General features: G+C 36.4%; 18 protein-coding genes. 11 read left to right on the plus strand and 7 right to left on the minus strand.

Going from position 1 to position 22,695, the window contains the following annotated elements; all coding sequences use genetic code 11:
• Positions 1 to 62 precede the first annotated feature (62 nt).
• From ACLCDL_RS00690 to ACLCDL_RS00715, 6 genes are all read left to right on the plus strand, one after another.
• The gene (locus ACLCDL_RS00690) at positions 63 to 317 is read left to right on the plus strand and encodes a DUF6364 family protein (RefSeq protein WP_423146060.1); all 255 of its coding nucleotides are present in this window, start codon (positions 63 to 65) and stop codon (positions 315 to 317) included.
• The gene (locus ACLCDL_RS00695) at positions 314 to 739 is read left to right on the plus strand and encodes a PIN domain-containing protein (protein ID WP_423146061.1); all 426 of its coding nucleotides are present in this window, start codon (positions 314 to 316) and stop codon (positions 737 to 739) included. Before ACLCDL_RS00690 ends, ACLCDL_RS00695 begins: the two co-directional genes overlap by 4 nt.
• Positions 740 to 802: 63 nt before the next feature.
• On the plus strand, positions 803 to 1,495 hold the full coding sequence (locus tag ACLCDL_RS00700; RefSeq protein ID WP_423146062.1) for a 3'-5' exonuclease: 693 nt from the start codon (positions 803 to 805) through the stop codon (positions 1,493 to 1,495).
• Positions 1,492 to 3,402, plus strand: a complete 1,911-nt coding sequence (locus ACLCDL_RS00705; RefSeq protein WP_423146063.1) for a DUF294 nucleotidyltransferase-like domain-containing protein — start codon at positions 1,492 to 1,494, stop codon at positions 3,400 to 3,402. Before ACLCDL_RS00700 ends, ACLCDL_RS00705 begins: the two co-directional genes overlap by 4 nt.
• A 189-nt stretch (positions 3,403 to 3,591) precedes the next feature.
• On the plus strand, positions 3,592 to 3,948 hold the full coding sequence (locus ACLCDL_RS00710) for a response regulator (protein ID WP_423146064.1): 357 nt from the start codon (positions 3,592 to 3,594) through the stop codon (positions 3,946 to 3,948).
• 89 nt (positions 3,949 to 4,037) lie between these two features.
• A complete protein-coding gene (locus tag ACLCDL_RS00715) occupies positions 4,038 to 4,457 on the plus strand; it encodes a response regulator (RefSeq protein ID WP_423146065.1) in 420 nt (139 codons plus the stop codon).
• Between the two features lie 52 nt (positions 4,458 to 4,509).
• On the opposite strand, the gene ACLCDL_RS00720 is transcribed toward ACLCDL_RS00715, so the two are convergent.
• The gene (locus ACLCDL_RS00720) at positions 4,510 to 5,076 is read right to left on the minus strand and encodes a fasciclin domain-containing protein (protein WP_423146066.1); all 567 of its coding nucleotides are present in this window, start codon (positions 5,074 to 5,076) and stop codon (positions 4,510 to 4,512) included.
• Positions 5,077 to 5,617: 541 nt separating this feature from the next.
• On the opposite strand from ACLCDL_RS00720, the gene ACLCDL_RS00725 reads away from it, so the two are divergent.
• The 3 genes from ACLCDL_RS00725 (at position 5,618) to ACLCDL_RS00735 (ending at position 10,634) form a co-directional block, all read left to right on the plus strand.
• Positions 5,618 to 6,820: a right-handed parallel beta-helix repeat-containing protein gene (locus tag ACLCDL_RS00725; RefSeq protein WP_423146068.1), complete on the plus strand. Its 1,203-nt coding sequence runs from the start codon at positions 5,618 to 5,620 to the stop codon at positions 6,818 to 6,820.
• A gap of 624 nt (positions 6,821 to 7,444) precedes the next feature.
• Positions 7,445 to 8,644 carry a right-handed parallel beta-helix repeat-containing protein gene (locus ACLCDL_RS00730; protein WP_423146069.1) on the plus strand — a complete coding sequence of 400 codons (1,200 nt, stop codon included), beginning with the start codon at positions 7,445 to 7,447 and terminating at the stop codon, positions 8,642 to 8,644.
• Positions 8,645 to 9,128: 484 nt separating this feature from the next.
• Positions 9,129 to 10,634 carry a CHASE3 domain-containing protein gene (locus tag ACLCDL_RS00735; protein ID WP_423146070.1) on the plus strand — a complete coding sequence of 502 codons (1,506 nt, stop codon included), beginning with the start codon at positions 9,129 to 9,131 and terminating at the stop codon, positions 10,632 to 10,634.
• Here the strand turns inward: ACLCDL_RS00735 and ACLCDL_RS00740 are convergent.
• Genes ACLCDL_RS00740 through ACLCDL_RS00750 form a run of 3 tightly spaced genes read right to left on the minus strand, consistent with a single transcriptional unit; the run spans position 10,618 to position 13,919 of the window.
• Positions 10,618 to 11,715 carry a glycoside hydrolase family 43 protein gene (locus ACLCDL_RS00740; protein ID WP_423146072.1) on the minus strand — a complete coding sequence of 366 codons (1,098 nt, stop codon included), beginning with the start codon at positions 11,713 to 11,715 and terminating at the stop codon, positions 10,618 to 10,620. The two genes, ACLCDL_RS00735 and ACLCDL_RS00740, sit on opposite strands and share 17 nt — an antisense overlap.
• 36 nt (positions 11,716 to 11,751) lie before the next feature.
• Positions 11,752 to 12,798, minus strand: a complete 1,047-nt coding sequence (locus ACLCDL_RS00745; RefSeq protein ID WP_423146073.1) for a glycoside hydrolase family 43 protein — start codon at positions 12,796 to 12,798, stop codon at positions 11,752 to 11,754.
• A complete protein-coding gene (locus ACLCDL_RS00750; RefSeq protein ID WP_423146074.1) occupies positions 12,780 to 13,919 on the minus strand; it encodes a cellulase family glycosylhydrolase in 1,140 nt (379 codons plus the stop codon). The genes ACLCDL_RS00745 and ACLCDL_RS00750 overlap by 19 nt, the downstream gene beginning before the upstream one ends.
• Positions 13,920 to 14,134: 215 nt before the next feature.
• Between ACLCDL_RS00750 and ACLCDL_RS00755 the strand changes: the two genes are divergently transcribed.
• Positions 14,135 to 17,305, plus strand: coding sequence for a ligand-binding sensor domain-containing protein (locus ACLCDL_RS00755; RefSeq protein WP_423146075.1), 3,171 nt, complete (start codon positions 14,135 to 14,137; stop codon positions 17,303 to 17,305).
• Between the two features lie 6 nt (positions 17,306 to 17,311).
• Positions 17,312 to 18,109, plus strand: coding sequence for a response regulator (locus tag ACLCDL_RS00760; protein ID WP_423146076.1), 798 nt, complete (start codon positions 17,312 to 17,314; stop codon positions 18,107 to 18,109).
• 102 nt (positions 18,110 to 18,211) lie between these two features.
• Here the strand turns inward: ACLCDL_RS00760 and ACLCDL_RS00765 are convergent, their stop codons facing one another.
• The 3 genes from ACLCDL_RS00765 to ACLCDL_RS00775 all read right to left on the minus strand — a co-directional run bounded on the left by ACLCDL_RS00765 (position 18,212) and on the right by ACLCDL_RS00775 (position 22,618).
• Positions 18,212 to 19,405 (minus strand): aldose epimerase family protein, encoded by a 1,194-nt coding sequence (locus tag ACLCDL_RS00765; RefSeq protein ID WP_423146077.1) that lies wholly within the window; start codon positions 19,403 to 19,405, stop codon positions 18,212 to 18,214.
• Positions 19,406 to 19,627: 222 nt separating this feature from the next.
• Positions 19,628 to 21,832 carry a carbohydrate binding family 9 domain-containing protein gene (locus ACLCDL_RS00770; protein WP_423146078.1) on the minus strand — a complete coding sequence of 735 codons (2,205 nt, stop codon included), beginning with the start codon at positions 21,830 to 21,832 and terminating at the stop codon, positions 19,628 to 19,630.
• 162 nt (positions 21,833 to 21,994) lie between these two features.
• Positions 21,995 to 22,618: a carbonic anhydrase family protein gene (locus ACLCDL_RS00775; protein WP_423146079.1), complete on the minus strand. Its 624-nt coding sequence runs from the start codon at positions 22,616 to 22,618 to the stop codon at positions 21,995 to 21,997.
• Between the last annotated feature and the right edge of the window lie 77 nt (positions 22,619 to 22,695).

The following is a 22,695-nucleotide window of genomic DNA, read 5'->3' on the forward strand; positions in this document are numbered from 1 at the left end:
TACGTATAAAATATTTTTATTATACGTATTAATTATTTATATTTGAAAATACTTTTTAAACTATGGATACCAAATTAACATTAAGCTTTAACGAAGAAGTTGTTCGTAAAGCTAAGCAGTATGCTGCTGATAACAACATCAGCCTATCCCGTTTTATTGAGTATCTGTTAAACAAAGCTACTTCTACAGAATATAAAGCATTAGAAGAGTTACCTGTTGCCGATTGGGTTTATCAACTCGCCGAAGGCAAAGCAGAATATCAGGTTAAGCGCTCCAGGAAAGCATCTAAAAAGGAGTTTTTTGAATCCAGAAAATGAAATTATTTCTTGATGCCAATATCCTGGTTTCTGTTTTAAACAAAGAATATCCCTTGTTTACTTTCAGTTCAAGAATATTAAGCCTTTCCGGAACCAAACAGTATCGGCTTTTCACTTCACCGGTTTGCCTGACTATTGCTTTTTATTTTGCTGAAAAAAAACACAAAACTTCATTAGCCAGACAAAAGATTGATTTGCTTTGCAGGCATATTTCCATTGCCGGTAATACCGAAACAGCAGTTTTTAAAACACTGCAAAATTCATCAATACACGATTTTGAAGACGGGCTTGAATATTATGCTTCTTTAGAAAGCAACTGCAATTGTATAATTACCGAAGACAAGAATGATTTTTATTTTTCGGAAACGGAAGTACTAAGCAGCACGGAATTTTGCAAAAAATACTTAATAAATTCTATCTGATTTTATTTCTTATATCTTCCGGGAGTAAAATCGCTTATATTAACGGCATTATTAATTTTCCTGATGCAGAACTATCTACTGTTTATTGATACTGAAGCCTCCGGAGCACCTGCAAACTGGAATACACCTTTCTTTAAAGAAGAAGAATGGCCCCACATTGTTCAAATAGCCTGGATAGTTTATGATAAAGCCAAACATGAGATAAAAGCCGCCAATTATTACATTTGTGATAATGACTTCCAAATTGAACCTGCAGCTTATAAGATACATGGATTGACCAAAAGTTTCCTGGCTGAAAATGGTGAACGGAGAAAAGAAGTTATTAAACAGTTATCGCAGGACTTAAAAAAATATAAGCCTTTAGTGATAGGCCATTTTCTGGAACTTGATACTGCGCTTATCAATGTTGAATATTACAGAACGGGGCAGAAAAACCAGCTGAAAGAACTACCGGTGTTTTGCACCATGCAGGCAACCAAGCATCTTTCAAGAAATCTTAAACAAAAATACCTGAGTTTAAACGAATTGTATCAGTTTCTTTTTTCGAAGAATTTTGAGGGACAGCATAACGCACTGGCAGATGCACAGGCAACTGCTGAATGTTTTTTTAAATTACTTGAGAAAGGTTTAATCAATGAAACAGAGCTTTATCAGAAAAAAAATGTTATTGAAAAAAGAACTGAAGTAAACATCTGGTATTACCTTATCCCCCTATTCATACTATTAAGTGCACTGATAATTTACTACTTTTTATGAGTCATAAATTAGAATTCCTGCGAACTGTAAAACCTTTCAATCTTCTTTCAGATGAAATTCTTAAAGGCGTAGCTGAGCTGTTACAAGAAATAACTTACTTAAAAAAGGAGGTAATCTATCATCAGCAGGTAACAAAAATGAAAGGAGTAGACATAATCGTTGAAGGCGAATACGAATCATTCTTTTATGACAGTGCGCAAAACAAACGATTAGCAGAAATACACCCCCCAGGGTATTGCTACGGTGGAGTTTCCGTTTTACTAAACAGGAAAAAATCGTTAAGAACGGTAATAGCAAAAAAAGGAACCCGGATTTATTTTTTACCCCGTAAAGACTTCAGGGAACTTTGCAAGGCCTTTGAAGACTTCTTCCTCTATTTTACCAAAGAATTCGGGAAGAGAATGACTAATGAAGAATTTGTTCATTTTTATAAAAATCCTGTTTCGTTTGAGGAAAGTTATATAGCAGCTGATCGGATCTATACCAGAAAAATCGAAAGCCTGGAACAACGAAACATTGTTTCGTGCTATACAGACACTCCCGTGTATGAGGTCGCAAAAAAAATGGCCGAACAAAAAGTAAGCTGCCTGTTCGTAAAAGATCGCACAGAAACAATAAAAGGTTATGTTACCGATATTACGTTAAGAGACAATGTAATTGCAAGGCAAAAATCTTCAGAAACACTCCTTGGCGAAATAATGGACGTTCCCGTTATAGCTATCAATTCACAGGCATATGTGTACGAAGCAATATTAATGATGTTCAGCACTAAAACACGGTATTTGCTGGTTGAAGAGAACAATAATTACCTGGGATTTTTGAGTCGCAACAAACTGCTAAGCGAACAAACTCAATCACCTTTCCTTTTTATCCAGTCAGTAAAACTTGCACTTTCGGTTGGCGAGCTTAAAAAGAAATGGCAGCATGTACCTGAAATCATCAAACAACTGCTAAACAGAGGCGTAAATGCAGAAATTGTTAACCAGATGATTACAACCATTGCTGATACCATCGCTATAAAAGTTATTGAAGGTGTTGTCGGCGAACTTGGCCCTGCACCGGCAAAATTCGTGTTTATGGTATTGGGGAGTGAAGGTCGAAAAGAACAGACATTAAAAACCGACCAGGACAATGCAATTATCTACGAAGATAAAGCAAACGAGCACCGTGAAGAAGTTCGGGAATATTTTTTAAAGTTTGCAGAAATTGTATCTGAAAGATTAAATTCTATCGGATTTAGCTATTGCAGCGGAGGATTTATGGCGAAAAACCCTAAATGGACACACTCCTTATCGCATTGGAAAAGAAATTATATAAGCTGGATGGAAGAAGCACTTCCAGAAACAGTTATTAAATTTTCAACTTTTTTTGACTGCAGGTACCTGTACGGCGACAAATTAATTATGGAAGAACTACAGGATTTTCTGGATAAAGAATTACAGAAACCCAATGAAAAGCTGTTTTTCTATTTAGCAAAGAATGCTCTGCAATACGAGCCTCCCTTAACTTTCTTTAAAAACATCAAGACTACAGTAATTGAAAATCAGGAAGTATTTGACATTAAGAAAGCAATGACACCGATTGTTGACCTAATACGTGTTTATGCATTAAAGAACCGTATCTTTAAAACAAACACGGGCGAAAGGATTAAAAACTTACACCAAAAAGGGGTATTTACTGAAAAGAAACTCCACGAAATTGTTCAATCCTATTACTTCTTAATGAGTTTAAGATTAAAGCAACAGGCAAATCAGATTGTGAATGACAAAATGGAGCCAGATAACTACATTAATGTAAAAAACCTCACCAAGATAGAACAGGTAACATTAAAAGAGATTTTCAGGACGATTGAAGACTTACAGGGGGAAATTAGAATTAAATTTACAAATAGTTTATTCGGAGTATAATCATTTTTTCAAGGTGAAAAACTATTAAAAATTCAAATTTTAAAATTGTAGATATTGCTGATAAAAAGAGCTTTAAAAATTTTAATACATTAGCTTATACTCTAGTGTTTTAAGGTAACGTTATAATTACATTTCTTAAAAAACTTCTCTCATTCTGTTATGTAATATCAGTTTATATTTGCCAATTCAATGGAGAAAAGAATACTTGTTATAGAAGATGATACCGACATCTTATCCCTGATTCAGACAATCCTTGAAACAGAAGGATATACGGTAATTCCTTCTACAAATTCAACTCCCTTAAGTTCCCTGGATGAACTGCATCCTAACCTGATACTGCTCGATCATTTTCTTGGAAATTCGCTCGGCCATACAATATGTAAAGAATTAAAGGAAGATCCTGATTCAGTGGACATTCCTGTTATTCTGATTTCCGGAGCAGCTGATTTACAAGAAATTGCCGGTTCATGCAATGCTGATTCCTTTATAAAGAAGCCTTTCGACATTGATGAGGTAATAAACAAGGTAAAGGAATACGCTTGCTAAGCATATACTTTTATCACATTAAAAAAACAAATTGTCTATTTATTCTTTAAAAATATAGGACAGTTTAATTATTACCGTAAAGAACAATTGTGGAGAAGATATCTAAAAGAATACTTTGTATCGATGATGAGAATTTAACACTCGAAACCGTTGAATTAATATTAACTAAAGCTGGATATTACGTGCAAACTTCTCTATCGGGGAAAAACGTATTTGATCAGATCAAAAGCTTTCAACCCGATCTGATATTGTTAGATATTGTATTAGCTGACGAGGACGGAAGAGATATTTGCCGCAATATTAAGAATAATCCTTCAACTAAAACTATCCCCGTAATTATCTTGTCTGCACATCCGGAAGTTTTTCAGACTATAATTGATAATTGTGCCAACGATGTGGTTTCAAAACCTTTTGAGATAGATCAATTATTATTTAGAATTGAAAGGCAGTTAAAACAGGTTTCTTCTTTTAACAATACGTTTTATAATTCTGATGAAATGACGGGTTGAAGAATAACAAAAGCCTCCTTTTTAAAGAGGCTTTTGTTAAGATTGAAAAATTTTATTGTTTAGGAGCTAATGGCTTATCGATTACATGCGTAATTCCATTAGTATTTGTCTGATCGAAACTGGTTGCTACAGCAGTATTTCCATTGGTGTCAGAAACTTCCAGATTTTTATTTTCATTGATTCTAAATGTCAGCTTTTCTCCGCCAAGCGTAGCCATAGAAGCACTTCCTTTTCCTGCTGCAATTGCCTTTGCCAGATCTTTTGAAGTGTATTTCCCCTGAACAATATGATTGTTTAAAAGAGATGTCAATTTCGCTTTTCCTGCTTCAGTAGTATCAACAGACAGTGTTGACAAGGCTTCGTTTGATGGCGCAAAGAAAGTATATTCTCCCTGTAACTTTTTATCCAGTCCGGAAGTACTCAATAAGGTGCTAAAAGTAAGCTTTTCGGCAGTAGCAGATGTAGTGGCTACATTCCCGGTAGCAGTACCAGAACCTGTTGCAGCACCGGCTGAAGATGAGCTGCCGGAATTGCCAGATGGCTGGGTTTGACCAAGGGCATTGACAGAAATACCGGCAGACAGGGCTGCAGCAATAACAAAAATTGATTTTTTAGTCATACTTGTTGTTTTAAATTAATAAATAGTTGTTTTTCTAAGTAGCGTAAAGTATTTCCTATATTTTTCCTTTTTGTTAAATACCCTTATATAACTTGCTTCTTTTGCAATTGTTGCCCTCAATTGAGGCATATTAAAAGATTGAGATTTTTATTTCACTGATCAAAGACGAATATTAAAGACAGCATAAACAGTTGATATAAAAAGCACTAAGCAGAAACCGACCGCTGGGCGGTAAAACAACTTTGTGTAGTAAAATGAGAAAGAGAATATTAGCAGGTTCACTCTATTTACTAATAAGAAGGGAATTCACAGATAGGCCAGATAGAGTAAAAGAACTAGACTTTGACTATACTTCTGTTAAAATCACTATTTAAACGTATCACTCTTCATCATAAAATTTCTTACAACTTCGTCCTCCTCGCCTCTTCTAATTATCCCCGTTTTACCAGCATTTTTTTCGACTAGGACAAACCGAGAATAAATTTTCTCAGTTTTTTGCAACCGTTTATCCTTCTGCCACGTTAAAAGCATCAAAAAAATTATGAAGATTAAAAAACAAAATTTCCGCAAAATGCTTGGCAACACCATGTTGCTCTCTTTATGTCTTTCTCTTGCAAACTGCAAGAAAGAGCCAACAATTGCACCACAGAACAACGACAGTTTAACTGAAGCAAAGCTAACAACTTCCGCAAACAGCCTTGCTTTAACTCCACCTGCTCTAAGTTCTACTGCCTATGCTCTTGAAAAATCTCTGCCTGCAGGTTATGTGAAAAATGGAACTGTAGATTATACAGCCTATGTCCAATCAGCTATCAAGAAGTATAGTCAAATCGTTTTCCCGGCTTTTCCAATAATGATAAACACTAACGGGTTAACAATTCCTTCTAACCGGAAAATCTGGTTTAAAGCCGGCTCTGTTATTAAATTAAAACCTACTTCTTTAGGCGACTATAGAATGATAAAAATAGCGGATGCTTCAAATGTAATTTTAGTCAATCCTGTTATCGTAGGTGATCGTGCGAACCATTTAGGAACATCCGGTGAAGGTGGTCATGGACTTGCTATTACAGGTTCAGATTCTGTTACAATATATAGCCCAAAAATCTCTCAAACATGGGGCGATGGTATATATATTGGTGCCACTGTTTCCCACCCTGTTTCAACAAACATAACTATTGATAAAGCAGATATTACAAAAGCCAGTCGTAATGGGATTTCTTTAATTAATGGAGAAAATGTAAAGATCTTAAGTCCTATTATTAAAGATACAGATCGTACCAACCCAATGGCTGGTATAGATATTGAACCTAATGGTCCATCGGATGAATTAAAAAACATTTTAATTGATAATCCAAAGACTTATAGAAGTGGCTGGTCAGGAATTCAGGCTGTAGTGTATAAGTTCTACACAGGAACACCAGAACAATCAAAAAAAATCAGTATAACTGTAAACAATCATACTGATGAAGGAAGTAAGATACAGGGCGCATGGTTAGCAACTGATAAAGGTGCAGTTGTAGCTGGTGGAGCAACCGTTTCTGGTAATATTACCTTTATAAATCCAAGCTGGAAAAACAATAAAGATATTATCAAAGCGTGGAGATTAAATGATCCAATGGTAACTCTTACACTGGATAATCCAACAGTAGTAGATACTGCAGGACTAACATACAACCGCTCTCAATTACAATACCTTTTCAGCAAAAAGATTGGTCCTTGTACTAAGAATATTATTTACAGATAAATCATTCTTAACACTTAAAAATTCTTTTTCCTTAAAAAAAGCACCCCAAAAGTTTGATACTTATTGGGGTACTTTTTTATGAATAGAAAAAGAAATTTAATGTTAAGATATATTAAAGAGTACTTCAGTACACTCAAGTTTAGTCTTCACTTATATGATTTACACAATAAAATTTGTGTGCAATGTAATAGGGAATTTATTATGAATGACATGTGTCGAACACTTTAAAAAAAGGGCTTATGAAGAAGAAAGATAATTCATTAGCATTACAGGCAATGAAACACTGGTAAAATGCATTATGTTTATTTGAGCTATTGGATTGGAGGCGCTGGTTGGAAGACCGAAAAGAACATAAAAACTTTTATGCTTTTGACCAGTATTAGTTTGCTCCCTCTATCTCTATAAATAGTCTTTAGCGAACTTGGTTAGAAATATCCTGTAAGAGCGTAATTCGTCCAATTATTTTAATACGTCCTCTTCGCCTCTTCTAATTATCCCCGTTTAGCTATATCTATGTCATGGTAAAAAATTAGTTCTCGCGGACTAAGATAAACTGAGAATAAATTTTCTCAGTTTTTTTGCAACTGTTTATCCTTCTGCCACGTTAAAAGCATCAAAAAAATTATGAAGATTAAAAAACAAAATTTCCGCAAAATGCTTGGCAACACCATGTTGCTCTCTTTATGTCTTTCTCTTGCAAACTGCAAGAAAGAGCCAATCGTACCACAGAACAACGACAGTTTAACTGAAGCAAAGCTAACAACTTCCGCAAACAGCCTTGCTTTAACTCCACCTGCTCTAAGTTCTACTGCCTATGCTCTTGAAAAATCTCTGCCTGCAGGTTATGTGAAAAATGGAACTGTAGATTATACAGCCTATGTCCAATCAGCTATCAAGAAGTATAGTCAAATCGTTTTCCCGGCTTTTCCAATAATGATAAACACTAACGGGTTAACAATTCCATCCAATCGCAAAATCTGGTTCAAGGCTGGTTCTGTTATTAAATTAAAACCTACTTCTTTAGGTAACTATAGAATGATCAAAATAGCGGATGCTTCAAATGTAATTTTGGTTAACCCTGTTATCGTAGGTGATCGTGCAAACCATTTAGGAACATCCGGTGAAGGTGGTCATGGACTTGCTATTACAGGCTCTAATTCGGTTACAATATATAGCCCTAAAATCTCTCAAACATGGGGTGATGGAATATATATTGGTGCCACTGTTTCCCACCCTGTTTCAACAAACATAACTATTGATAAAGCAGATATTACAAAAGCCAGTCGTAATGGAATTTCTTTAATAAGTGGAGAAAATATAAAAATTCTCAGTCCTATTATTAAAGATACAGATCGTACCAACCCAATGGCTGGTATAGATGTTGAACCTAATGGTCCATCTGATGAATTAAAAAACATTTTAATTGATAATCCAAAGACTTATAGAAGTGGCTGGTCAGGAATTCAGGCTGTAGTGTATAAATTCTACACAGGAACACTAAAACAGTCAAAAAAAATCAGTATAACTGTAAACAATCATATTGATGAAGGAAGTAAGATACAGGGCGCATGGTTAGCAACTGATAAAGGTGCAGTTGTAGCACGTGGAGCAACTGTTTCCGGTAATATTACTTTCAAAAATCCAAGCTGGAAAAAGAATAAAGATATTATCAAGGCGTGGAGATTAAATGATCCAATGGTAACTCTTACACTGGATAATCCAAAAGTAGTAGATATTGCAGGATCAAGCTATAACCGATCTCAATTACAATACCTTTTCCGCAAAAAGATTGGTCCTTGTACTAAGAATATTATTTACAGATAGAAATAGAAACTTATTTCTATCATACTATAAAACGGAGCCGTCTCAAAGTAAGTTGAGGCGGTTTCTTTTTTAATTCACCTTGATATTTTGAAAAGATTATCTTTTTTTGCGCTCTTTTTGGTAAGTACTCTTATATAACTTGCTTCTTTTGCAATTGTTGCCCTCAATTGAGGCATATTAAAAGATTGAGATTTTTATTTCACTGATAGCAGTATCTGCTGTGATAAAGTATAAGTAATTGATGATTAACTGGTAAAGGAAATTAAAACACGATGCTTAAATGAAGAATAGTGCAATAAATTGAGAAGAAAAATCTGGAACTATATGCTTTCAAAAGCAAATCACACTGTCTGTTTTTCAGTATAACAAAAGGTATATCTTTTCTATTTCTCAATTCTACTAAGCCAAATCGAGAAATGTATTGTTATTGAATAAGAAGGATGTTGAACAAACCGACATAGAATTACCTATCAATTATTTTAAAATGAAAAAATCCTTTATTAAAACTTTACATACTGCTTTTTTGATCAGTATAATTTTGCTTCTTGCTACTTTTTTAATTTCTTTCATTAGCATCCTGAAAGCTCATAAAAGAGCTGAATGGGTACATCACACACATACAGTTCTGGAAAATCTGGAAAAAATAATTTCAAATATGAAAGATGCTGAAACCGGGGTACGTGGATATCTCTACACGAAAGATATTCAGTTATTAGATCCTTATAATAATTCTTTTGAACGCACACTAAACAACCTGAATAAAATTAAAGCGCTTACTGCAGATAATGCAGAACAACAACATGAAATTCCTGCATTAACAAAAGCGATAAAAGCAAAATTTCATTTACTGGAAGCACAGGTTGCATTAAATAAATCAGGAAGATTGGTTCCTGTTGACATAGTAAAGCAGGGAAAAAATGTAATGGACCATATAAGGGAAATTATAAACAGAATGCAACAACGTGAAGAATTGTTACTGGAAGAACGAAGTTCAAACTGGAAACAATTATCAGCCATAACACCTTTCTTAATTATTCTGATAGCTATAATTGCTATTATTACTACCTATTATTTCTGCAAAAATTTAAAGATAACCTATTATAAAAAAACCTTACTTCAACAACAGCTTCAAAGAGAAAAAATTGAAACTTCAAAACGCATTTCTATCCTTCAAGGCGTTACAAACCAGGTAGCGTTAGGAAATTATCAAATCAGACTGGAAGAAAGTGAAAAAGACCTTCTTGGAATTCTTGCCGGAAATTTAAACAGAATGACAAATGCCCTTGAGCATTCCTTTAATACTATTAAAGAACTTATGAAGAAAAAAGACGACTTTATTAGCATTGCTGCTCACGAACTAAAAACACCGGTTACAAGCATTAAAGCTTATTTACAATTTATAGGCCGGGCCCGTCTTGAAAGCAATGAAGGAAAAATCATATACCCCTTCATAACCAAGGCAAACAACCAGATAAACAGGCTTATTCATATTATAAAAGACCTCTTAGATGTTTCGAGAATAAATGAGGGAAATCTCCAGCTAAAAAAAGAACATTTTTCTATACGTGAACTAATACTCAATGTTTCTGAGGAGATTTTCATGAGCGCCAAGACACATGAGATTATATTAGAAGGAGATCCGGATATTCAGTTAAAGGCAGACAGGTTTCGCATAGAGCAAGTTTTGAATAATCTTATTTCCAATGCTGTGAAATATTCTCCAACCAAAACTGAGATTATTATAAAAGTACAGGAACTGGAACAGGTCGCCAAGGTTTCAGTAACTGATTTTGGCATAGGAATCCCGAAAGAAAAAATTCCCTATATTTTTAATCGATATTTCAGAGTTGAAGAATCTTCACAAAACTATTCAGGAATGGGATTAGGATTATACATCTCCAAAGGTATCATTGAGAAACATGGCGGTAACATGGGTGTTGAAAGTACTGAAGGCGAAAAAACAACTTTCTGGTTTACTCTTCCACTATAGCAGTACGAGTTTGCTGCCTCGAAGAAGGTTTCATCAATATCTCAGTTACTTTTACAGGCTCGCCAAAATTTGGTGTTCCGTCTGCATTCCACGTAAATCTTTGTGCCCTGGGTGATCGGAATTTTCCGCAACCTTGTCCCGGTTCATTATTAGCATGATACAGGATCCAGTCCTCCTTTCCATCAGGAGATTTAAAAAATGAGTTATGTCCCGGAGCATATACGGCATTTGCAGGATTCTGTTTAAAAACCGGCTGAAGGCTTTTCTTCCATGATGCTGAATCAAGTAAATTATCTTTTCCTGTAAAACTCAGCATACCCAACGCATAAAAGTCCGTCCAGCATCCACTTGCAGAATATACCACAAACAACTGTTTTCTATTTTCAAGCAATTGAGGACCTTCATTTACATTAACATGAGGCGGATTGGAAGGATCATTTAAATCGCCATTCTTTTCCCAATTATAAACAGGCGCCGATATTCTCACACGCTTACCCTCTATCGTCCACGGATTTTTCATCTTTGCAATATAAATGTCCTGCTGGCCATTCTTGTCCCCTTCCCAACCCGACCATAACATATATAGCTGCTTGTTATGCTCAAATACCGTTCCGTCTATCGCCCATTTATCCGAAGTATCAGCCACCCTCCCTTTTAAAGCCCACTCCCCTTTCAATGGGTTTGAAGAAGCATTCTCAATTACATACATCCGGTGGTTATTATTATTACCATCATCGGCGGCAAAATACATATACCATTTTCCATCAATAAAGTGTAATTCCGGCGCCCATAATTCTTTAGAATAAGCGGTTCCTGTGGGCGGAGTCCATATTACTTTTTGTTCTGCATTTTTAAGTTCTGCCAGGTCTTTTGTTTTCCAGATAGCCAGCCTGTTACCCAGTGTGTTGGTATAGTAGTAATAACCATCTTTATACATGCTCCACGGATCAGCTCCCGAAGGGAGTAAAGGATTGCTAAAGGTATTTGATCCCTTTTCTGCTACTGCCAGTTTTGACTGCGACGAACATGCAGATAAAAAGGTATAAACAAATAGTATGAAGATATATCCCGAATTTTTCATGAGTATTTTACTGATTTTTAGGTATGAAAGGATCAATTATTCTAGCTGCGGATAATAAAAACTAAGTTTATCCATCACTAACTGGTCTTCACCTGTATTTTCTTCTATGAAACCTGCTTTTACAATTGCCGTTTTTCTGGGGGCAACTGTTGTATCCGAAAAATGTGTATGAAATACATAGAACAAATTTCCTTTATCACCCTTTATAAAATCGCCATGACCGGTTCCGTTTTTACCCACATCTTTTTTGCTTAAAACAGGATTGTTTACAGATTTTTTCCAGGGACCTGAAGGACTTTTGCTTACAGCATAGCCTACTGCATAATCGGGATTTCTGAAATCGTTTGCCGTATATACAAGATAATACAAATTGTTATGTTTAAGAACAGAAGGCCCTTCTGTAACCGGCCAACCGGCGTTGCTTGTATTCTCCCACGGCTCAGTTGCCGAAATACATTCTTTTAAAGTTTCCTTCTTAATTTCCGAGAAGTCGTCGGTTAGTTCGGCAACAAAAATCCGGTTTCCTTTTTCCAAACGCACGTGGTACAGGTATTTCTTTCCGTCAGCATCAATAAAAACAAAAGGGTCTATCTGCTTTACGGGCGCAGCCAACGCCTGTTTCTTATACTGAGTAAAAGGGCCTAAGGGACTGTCACTTTCTGCAATTGAAATATTTTCATCTGCGGCATAAGCCATATAAAACTTATTTTTATACCTGAATACCTGAGGCGCCCAAAACCTGGAACTTCCAAACACATCTCCTTTTTGTAAAGCATACCCGTTCTTCTTTCCCGCAGGGCCTTGCCATGATTTCATATCGGAAGAAGTGTAAACCAGGAAACCATTATCCGGACTCCCTCCTACTGTTCCGTACAAATAATAAATACCGGCATCGTAAAATATGGTCGGATCTGCCAGGTATATATCTTTACCCAAATGCTTAACCGACTCCTGGGCTGTATTTGTATCGGCAAAAGCTAACAACAGCAGGATAATTACACACGATTGAAATCTCAGCTTAAAACTACTTATCATGTTATTTTCTCTTGAGCGACGATCAGGTCCTATTTGGTATTTCCCCAAGTGATCTGTTGTATAAACTGCGTTTCTTCAGGTCGGTATGGAGTACCGTCAGCATTCAGGATATCGTGAAACCAAACCGGAGGCTCACTTGTGTATGTTTTTGTCCAGCTATCCCAGGGATAAATAGTTTGCGTTTTACCGTTAACAAAACCCCAGTTAAACATTCCTACATCGTATTTTTTTGCAATTGGAAGAAAACCCTGAAAAGTACTTCCGTTTGGCCTCGCCATATACTCTGTACATAATAATGGCCTTCCATACCGCTGTAATAATTTAATCCGTTTTTCAAACTCCTGCGGACTATCGTAATTATGAAAAGATATAACATCAGATTCTTCAATCTGAATTTTTTCTATCGGCTTTAAATTTTCGTGAGAAGACCAGTCGCCTGCCCATATTCCGGAGGTAAGAGGCTGTTCAGGATGGGCAGCACGTACCCATATAAATATTTTTTTAAGCAAGGGAGTCACATATTCTACTTTATTTGGAAGTTCAGCTTTTCCATAAGAAGAATTATTCATGTTGTCAGGCTCATTCCAAACATCCCAACCTAAAATGCGGTCGTCTTTTGCAAATTTTCTTACTACTCCTTTTACATATCTTTCCAGCCGTGGATATTGGGTAGAATCTTTTAAAGCGTATTGTCCGGGACTTTGTACCCATCCGGAATTGTGAACAAAAGGTTTTGGATCTCTTTGTTTACCCGTTTTTGGAAAAGGATCCCAGCAGGAATCAAAGAAAACAAAAAGCGGTTTAATATGATGTCGGTCGGCTATTTGCAGAAACGTATTGATACGATTATAAAAACCCAGCGAATCCTGCTGATGCAGCAGATCATGTAGAAATACCCGGGCTGTATTCATGCCCAATGATTGCGCCCAGCCCAATTCACGGTTAATGGTAACAGTATCAAATGATTCGGCCTGCCACATCTCTAACTGATTAATTGCCGTACTTGGCATAAAATTCGCCCCAACCAGCCAGCCCTGCTTATCATACCATTCATTTGCCTTTTTAGGTGTCCATCTTTCCTGTTGCTTACTTGCGGAGCGTTGTACGGTACAATTTTGCAAAAACAAGCATATCGATAGCAGAACCAGGTTGATTTTAAATAATCGCATGGGTTTATATTTAGGTTTTGATATTGATTAATGTAAAAAGCACAGGTCAATACTGTCCTGTCAAAGAAAATAATTAATATTTAAGAAGGCTCTTCGCATTGTATCATTCTTTCTTCAATTCGTCTCAAAAGTGGTAAAATTTAAACCAAACGAATAAAAAATCGCTCTCTAATCGCTATTTTTCCGCTTATATTTGATATAAACAACTAACTTTTTTGAAACTTAAAGCACTTTTTGTATTCCTTTGTCTCATAGCAATACGGATTAATTGCTACGCTCAGCCCTATTATTTTAGCCGCTATCTGGTCGAGAACGGTTTATCAAATAATACGGTTTTTTGCAGTTTTCAGGATTCAAAAGGTTTTTTATGGTTTGGTACAAAAGATGGGCTGAACCGTTTTGACGGATACACATTTAAAATTTTTCGCAACGATCCGGAAAACCCCACAAGCATCGGAAGTAATTCCGTTAAAGCTATTATTGAAATAAATGACGTTCTCTGGGTAGGTACCGAAAGAGGCATATTTTTATATACTTCAAACACCGAAAATTTTAAGCGATTAAAGAATTCGACACAGGAAGATATAAAAGATATAAAAGCGGATAAAAAAGGAAACATCTGGTTCATCGCCGGTGCTACACTCGTCCGTTTTAATCCCAGAACCCATCAATACAAAAGGTATAAATCTTCTGAATATTTTGAAGCCTCTTCTATTGCCGTAACGAAAAACAACGAAATCTGGATCTCTGCTTCTACCGGAACTATACAAAAATACAATCCTGTATCCGATTCATTTACCGGCTTCAATGTGTTTACTCATTCAAAACCTACTGTTTCAAAATGGATAGAGAGGATTTATGATACGGAAAAGGGACAGCTATTAATAGGAACTTCTAACCAGGGAGTAAAGTTATTCGACCTCAACACGCATCAATACAAGGACATCTTAACATACAATAAAGATAAAACAGAAATATTTGCCCGAAATTTTATCCGACAGTCTGAAAATGAATATTGGATAGCAACGGAATCAGGAATTTTCATTTACAATATTGAAACAGGGAAATACATTAATATTCAGAAACAATACAATGATCCTTATTCCATTTCAGATAATGCCATTTACACCTTATGTAAAGATAAAGAAGGCGGAATCTGGGCGGGCACCTATTTTGGCGGAGTAAACTACCATGCTAAGCCATTTACACTTTTTGAAAAATTTTTCCCCAGAAGCGGAACTAATTCAATTAGCGGAAATGCGGTAAGGGAAATTATTGAAGATAAATACAACAACCTGTGGATTGGAACCGAAGACGGCGGATTAAATAAATTTGATCCTGAAAAGGAGACTTTTACTACCTATAAGCCCACGGGTTCACCTTCAGGTATCGCACATTCAAATATCCACGGCATTCTTGCTGTCGGCGATACCCTATGGGTAGGTACTTTTGAACATGGATTAGACCGAATGAATATTAAAACCGGAAAAGTGTTAAAACATTATTCGTACGGATCGGACATTCATTCTCTTAAAAGTAATTTTATCTATAGCATATATCGCACACGGGTGGGTGAGACCTTCTTTTGCACCACGAAAGGGTTGTATAAATACAATCAGGCTGGAGATAATTTTCTACTCATAAAAGAAGTGCCCGACTACATTTTTTATACAACTATGTTTGAAGATACTAAGGGAACATTATGGCTGGGAACCATTTGGGACGGCTTGTTCTACTTTAATCCGAAAACAGGAAAAAAAGGATATTTCATACATCAGGCCGATAACAAAAACAGCTTAGTCAATAACAGGGTAAACCGTATTTTCGAAGACACAGCTGGTAATTTATGGATAGCCACAGAAGGTGGTCTGTGCATGCTCAATAAAGGAAAAAGCAATTTCGAACGATATACTATTGAAAACGGCTTTCCAAGTAATATTATTTTTTCGGTGCTTGAAGATAAACACAAATTACTTTGGGTAACTACTTCGCAAGGCCTTGTATGTTTTAACCCCGTAACAAAAAAAGTAAAGACCTATACCAAAGCTAACGGGCTACTGAGTGATCAGTTTAATTACCATTCATCGTTTAAAGATGCGACGGGCAGAATGTATTTTGGTAGTGTAAACGGCCTTATACGTTTTAATCCTGATAATTTTATTAAAAACTCCTACATTCCTCCGGTGTATATAACCGGATTACAGGTATTTAACAAAGACCTTTCCATTAACGAAAAAGGTTCCCCCTTAAAAAAGTCAATAACACTTACAGATAAAATCAGACTGGAATATAACCAGTCTTCAATAAGCATTGATTTTGCGGCATTGAGTTATACATCACCGGACATGACTGAGTATGCCTATAAAATGGAGGGGTTGGACAAAGACTGGACTTATCTTAAAACCAACCGAAAAGCCTATTATACTAAGCTTCCGCCTGGAAAATATACATTTAAAGTAAAAGCATCAAACAATACAGGTATCTGGAATGAAAAAGGAACAAGCCTTCGTATCGAAATACTGCCTCCGTTCTGGAAAAGCAACTGGGCCTATTTACTTTATTGTATGCTAACAGCAAGCATTATCTATTTTGCTTCGAGATCTTACCATAATCATATAAAAGAGAAGAATAAAAGAAGATTAGAATTTCTGGAACACGAAAAGGAAAAAGAAATTTATCATGCTAAAATCGAATTTTTCACCAATGTAGCGCATGAAATAAGAACGCCTCTGACCTTGATAAAAGGCCCAATGGAAAAGGTTATTAAAAAAGCTGGAGACGTGCCTCAGATTAAAAACAGTCTGTTGATTATGGAAAAAAATACCGACAGGCTTCTTGATCTGGCCAATCAGCTTTTAGACTTCAGAAGAACAGAAATAAAAGGTTTCAGCCTGAATTTTGTTAAAGCAGACCTTGTTAAAATTTTAGAGGATAATTATCTGCGCTTTAAGCCTGCTGCTGAACAGAAAAAACTTAAATTTAAGCAAGAGATCCCTCTAAAATCTTTTTATGCCTATGTTGATATGGAAGCGTTTACCAAAATTATCAGTAACCTTTTAAACAACGCTGTTAAATATGCGAAAAGTAAGGTTTGCATCCGGCTGCTGGATGTGAAGGAAGGCGACTGCACTTTTACAATTCTTATTAAAAACGATGGCTATCTTATTCCTTACGAAATGAAAGACAAGATATTTGAAAGCTTTTTCCGTATAAAAGGGGCAGAAAAACAATCAGGAACAGGTATTGGCTTGTCTTTAGCCCGGTCATTGGCAGAACTTCATAAAGGCACATTGAACCTGCTTTATACAGAAGATGAATACAATGTCTTTGCACTGACTTTACCCATTCATCAGGAAATAGAATTTAATCCCGTAATGAGCATGTAACCAGTTATGAAAGAAGAAATTACTACAGACACTAAACCTCTAATTTTATTAGTGGATGATTATGAGGAAATCCTTGACTTTCTCGCTGATGATTTGAGCGAAAAGTACACCGTCCTCAAAGCTTTGAACGGTGAAGAAGCGCTGAAAATACTTGAAACAGAACCGGTACAACTGATAATAAGCGATATTATGATGCCGGTGATGGATGGATTTGAACTATGCACTAAAATAAAATCTAATTTTGATTACAGTCATATCCCAATAATACTGCTTACAGCGAAGAACACCTTAAAGTCAAAGATTGAAGGATTGGAGGTAGGCGCTGACGCATATATCGAAAAACCCTTTTCGCCCGAACACCTGCAGGTACAAATAGCCAACCTGCTTTTGAACAGGACAAAACTGAGAGACTATTTTGCAAGCACACCCCTTGTTCATATTAAAACGATGGCTCATTCCAGGTGGGATGAAAGCTTTTTAGAGAAACTTCAGGAAGCAATTTACAGAAATATAGAAAATGTTGATCTGGATGTAGATCATTTAGCGGATATTATGAATATGAGCCGCCCTACTCTCTACAGAAAGATCAAGGCAATTTCAAATCTTACGCCGCATGAATTAATTAATATTTCCCGGTTAAAAAAAGCTGCGGAGTTGCTTGTAGAAAATCATTACCGGATTTATGAAATATCCGAAATGGTGGGATACAGTTCGCAAACACATTTCGGGAGGAATTTTGCCAAGCAGTTTGGGATGTCTCCGACGGAATATATGAGTGTAAAACTTACAGAGAAAAGAGCGTAAGTTATGACTGCATAACGATTTAATTGTTGTTAAAAAAACAAAAGAGGCTGAATCATTGATCAGCCTCTTCAACTAATTAACCAACAATAAACCTCTTAAGATTTATTCATTGCTCTTTTTTTCTGTGTAGAATTTGTACACAGAGGTAGTTCTATAAGTATCTCCCGGATTTAACATCGTTGAAGGGAAAGCAGGTTGATTTGGTGAATCGGGAAAATGCTGTGTTTCCAAACAAAAAGCAGTCCGAAAATCGTCTTTTGCCCCAGTTTTAAAGGTATTTTTACTCTGCATAAAGTTACCGCTGTAAAACTGCAAACCCGGTTCTTCTGTTAAAACATCCATCGCAATACCTGATACATTTCCTACCACTTTCGCCGCTAAAAACAAATCAGAAGGATTATGAGCATTCAGCACAAAATTATGGTCATAACCTTTGCCATTTTTAAGCTGTTCATTTTCTTCGTCAATCCTTGATCCTATCTTTGAAGGTTGAGTGAAATCAAAAGGCGTATTTGCAACGGCTACAAGTTTTCCGGTAGGAATCAGCGTTGAGTCGACTGGTGTATAGCGACTAGCATTTATTTGTAGAGTATGATTTAAAATAGTTCCGCTGCCTTCGCCATTGAGGTTAAAAAAAGCATGGTTCGTAAGATTTACAACTGTTTTTTTATCCGTTGTTGCTTCATAATCTATCTTCAGCTCATTATTATCGGTAAGTGTATACGTTACCTGAACGTTCAGATTTCCCGGGAAACCTTCCTCCATGTCTTTAGACAAATAGTTTAGCTGCAATTTCTGGTCATTCAGCATTTTTGCATCCCAAACAACATCCTGAAAACCTTTTTTTCCTCCATGCAGGGTATTGGGCCCATTATTCGTAAACAATGAATAGGTCTTTCCGTCCAGGGTAAATTTACCTTTCGCTATCCGGTTTCCATATCGGCCTATAGTGGCACCAAAATAAGGTTCTGTAGAATTCTGATATTTCTCTACCCCATCAAATCCAACAACTACATCGGTTAGCTTTCCATCTTTATCTGGAACTAAAAGGCTTACAATTCTGCCCCCATAATTGGTAATAGCTGCCTGCAAACCATTTTTATTTTTTAATATAAATAAATCAGTTTCTTTACCGTCAATTGTTTTTTGAAATGCTTGTTTGGATGGAAGAGTTGCTTGCTTTGTACTATCTGACGAATTTTCAGATATTTTTTGTTTGGTTGAATTATTACAGGCAATAATTGCCAAAATTGATCCGAACATTATTTTAAAAATTCCTGATTTAATATTTTTCATCTTTCTCGATACCACTGTATTTTAAGCCTTTCCAAAGAAAAAATATTTTGAATCAGAATACTTCATCATTTCGTTTCAAAATTTAGTTAATAAGTATCATTTTAACATTTAATTGGGGGTAAATTGATAGTATAAGAAATACCTTCCGCGAATTGACTCCTCACAGAAACAATTTCAAAAAAAGCTTTTATTGATACTTAGAAACTTCTTCTAATGGAAAAATCAGTATTTCACTTTCTCTTTTAATGATTTCGGGTTCCACCAATAGGTTAATTTAAGCACAAGCGCACGGTTTCTGGCGGCAAAAGGTACGGGGAAATAGTTATCGGTATAAACTATAAAAAGATCTGAAGCAGGTTTGTAACGCCATTGAAAACGGCTGTTGATATTCAGGTTCTTCAGTTGTTCGTTATACTGCAAAAATGTCGAAAAGAACAAGGTGTTGGTAAACGTGATATCAGCACGTGAGCCTACTAACCAGAATCTTGTATTTCCCCAGGGTTCAGGCATACGAATGTTATTATAACTGGCATTTGCAAGCAGGCTAACGAAGGGTTGAAAACGGTAACCTGCTTCAGCAGTAACATTTGAACGAGAACCGCCCTCGTAGTAACTTCCAAATCGTGTATTAAACGAATAAGTAAATAAACTTTGCGGCTTTGAGAAAAATTCTGTGCGCCACGCATTCCAATGATTGCTTGTACCCGCAGGCAAAGCAGGCTTACCGGAATTAGTAGGATCAAAAGGGCTCAGTAATTTTACATATTCATCAATAAGGGCCAGATTGAAGGTACTCTGATCTCTGAAATTAAGCTGATAGCTTAGCATATTCAGGTTGTCAGTACGATTCAGATGTTCATCAAAATAATAAGCCGAACTTATTTTTGGGCCATGACTTAAAATCCTGCCACCTTTCGGAAAATACAAATGAGTAATTTCCGGATTAATTTTAAAATAAGCATTACGTGGCACATAACCGGTTTCGGCATTATAGTTCCGCCCTACGTATTCTTCCTGAACCAATACCGTCCATTTACGGCTGCTGTATTGAATATGCCCTGCCTGAACTACATCTTTACCTGATTTATCAGGGGAGAAAGATTTTAAAACAAGTGCTTTCCCTGTCCAGACATTATTTTTTGAAGCCAGGTTATACTCCAACCCTACATTACGATTGTACTGCTCATAAACAGGTTGAGCCCCGTTCAGATCAGGGTGATAATTAACGGATTGTTTATTAACAAATATAAACCCGATGTTGGAGCGGCTAAATACCCTGCGCTGCAAAGAAAGAACCGCAAAATTTTGATCGGGCAAGCCCGTTTCGCCTACTTTTCCGGTTTGCATATCCATCAAACCTATACGCCAGTCTTTATTAATATTGCCGCTTAACCTGGCTCCGGCCTTAATTGGAGCACCTAAACCTATCCGCCTGGAGAAAAAAGGGCGAATGCTGGCATATCCGAAGTTGGCGAACAAATCGCCATTCTCCAGAAAAAACTGCCTTTTTTCAGGAAAGAATAACTCAAAGCGATCCAGGTTAGTAACCTGCTTGTCTACTTCAACCTGCGAAAAATCAGGATTAACGGTTAAATCAAGATTAAGAGATGAGGTAATACCTATTTTCACATCGGTACCAATCTTTTTCTGATAATCGATCGGTTTTTGTTGCTCATAATCTTTAACTCCTCCAAATAAAGTGTAAGGAATGACAGAAATATTTGTCCCTGCTTCCGGCGGAGCTTCATCCCAGACAAGGACCCCCGCATAGGCCAAAGAAGCTGTAGGAAATTGTCTTGGCACGGGTGTCCAGCTTGATTTTTCGGTAGTTTTTAAATCCAGGCGACTAAAATTAATTCCCCAGCGTGTTGTTCCTTTTTTGTAACGTATGGTGGTGAACGGTATAGCCATTTCAAGAACCCATTTTTCATTGTCATTTTTTACCGCAGAAACCCATTTATTATCCCAGTTCAGATCGACGCTCCCGCCACCGTACATAGTTCCGTCCCATTGTGCGCCTGCAGCATTTGCACCAAAAGAAAAACCCGTGGTTTGATTATCATAGGGATCCATGAAAAGCAAAAAGTTATCGTTTTTACCGAATACAAAATCCCGGCGGAGAGATTCAACGTAGTATGGGCCTGGAACGGCATTGTAACATACTGCAATAAGGTATAAATTCTGCTCATCGTATGTCATCCGTACATCTGTACGAACTTTTGCCTTGCTGGTATCCATTGGCAAAACCATGTAAAAATTACCGGCAACTTCTGCATCCAGCCAGGATTTTTCATCCAGAACACCGTCAATTGTAATAGCAGATGTCGCTCTTTTTATATGAAGCTGATATGCCTCGTTCTTTTTTTGAGCATGTGCAGAAAACAGGGAAATAGAAAATAAGATCAGTAAAGAAAGTCTTTTCAGCATCGGATAATTGAATGGACAAAATGGTTATGGTTAGTTTTCCTTTTGATAAGGAGCAGTAAATATAGGAGGTATTGTAATAAAGAGCTTATTACCAATTGTCACAAAAAGGATAGGTAATTCCTACCCTTTTAGATAAGAAAAAAGAATCAGGGGCAGGAATACTTAATTATAAAAGTTTACCATTCCTGTTTCTACATCGTACAGGCCGCCAACAATTTTTATTTGCCCGTTTTGCTCCATCTCTGCAAGAATATTACTTTCTTTTCTGATTTCTTCCATTACAAGATGAACGTTAATTTCGGTAACGTTTTTTACAAAATTGGAATTTGTTCCGTCCCGGTTAACTTCTGTAGCTGTTTCTTTATCAATAGCGGGTTTAATTTTATTCAGCAGACCAGTAAGGCTTCCCATTTCTACGTGGTTACAAGCTCCGGTTATAGCACCACATTTGGTATGACCAAGAACAACAATAAGTTTTGATCCCGCCAGCTTACAGGCAAATTCCATACTTCCAATGATGTCTTCATTAAGGATATTTCCCGCAATCCGGATGCTGAAAATGTCTCCTAAACCCTGATCAAAAATCAGTTCGGCAGATATCCGCGAATCAATACAACTAAGAATTGCAGCAAAAGGGTACTGCCCGTCGGATGTTTCGTTTACCTGCTGCAATAAATTTCTGTTTGCTTTCAGATTCTGAATAAATCTTTTATTCCCCTCTTTTAATATTTCTACTGCATCTTCAGGGGTTAAATTACTTTGGGTTTGTTTGGTATGTGTGTACATGACCTGCAAAGTAAAAGATTTTTCAGCGAATGAGAAAGTTTATATCAAGTTGAAATAACTATTTAAAAGATACGAGA

This window comes from Rubrilithobacter danxiaensis, assembly GCF_047272945.1.
In the GTDB taxonomy this organism is placed as follows: domain Bacteria; phylum Bacteroidota; class Bacteroidia; order Sphingobacteriales; family Sphingobacteriaceae; genus Rubrolithibacter; species Rubrolithibacter danxiaensis.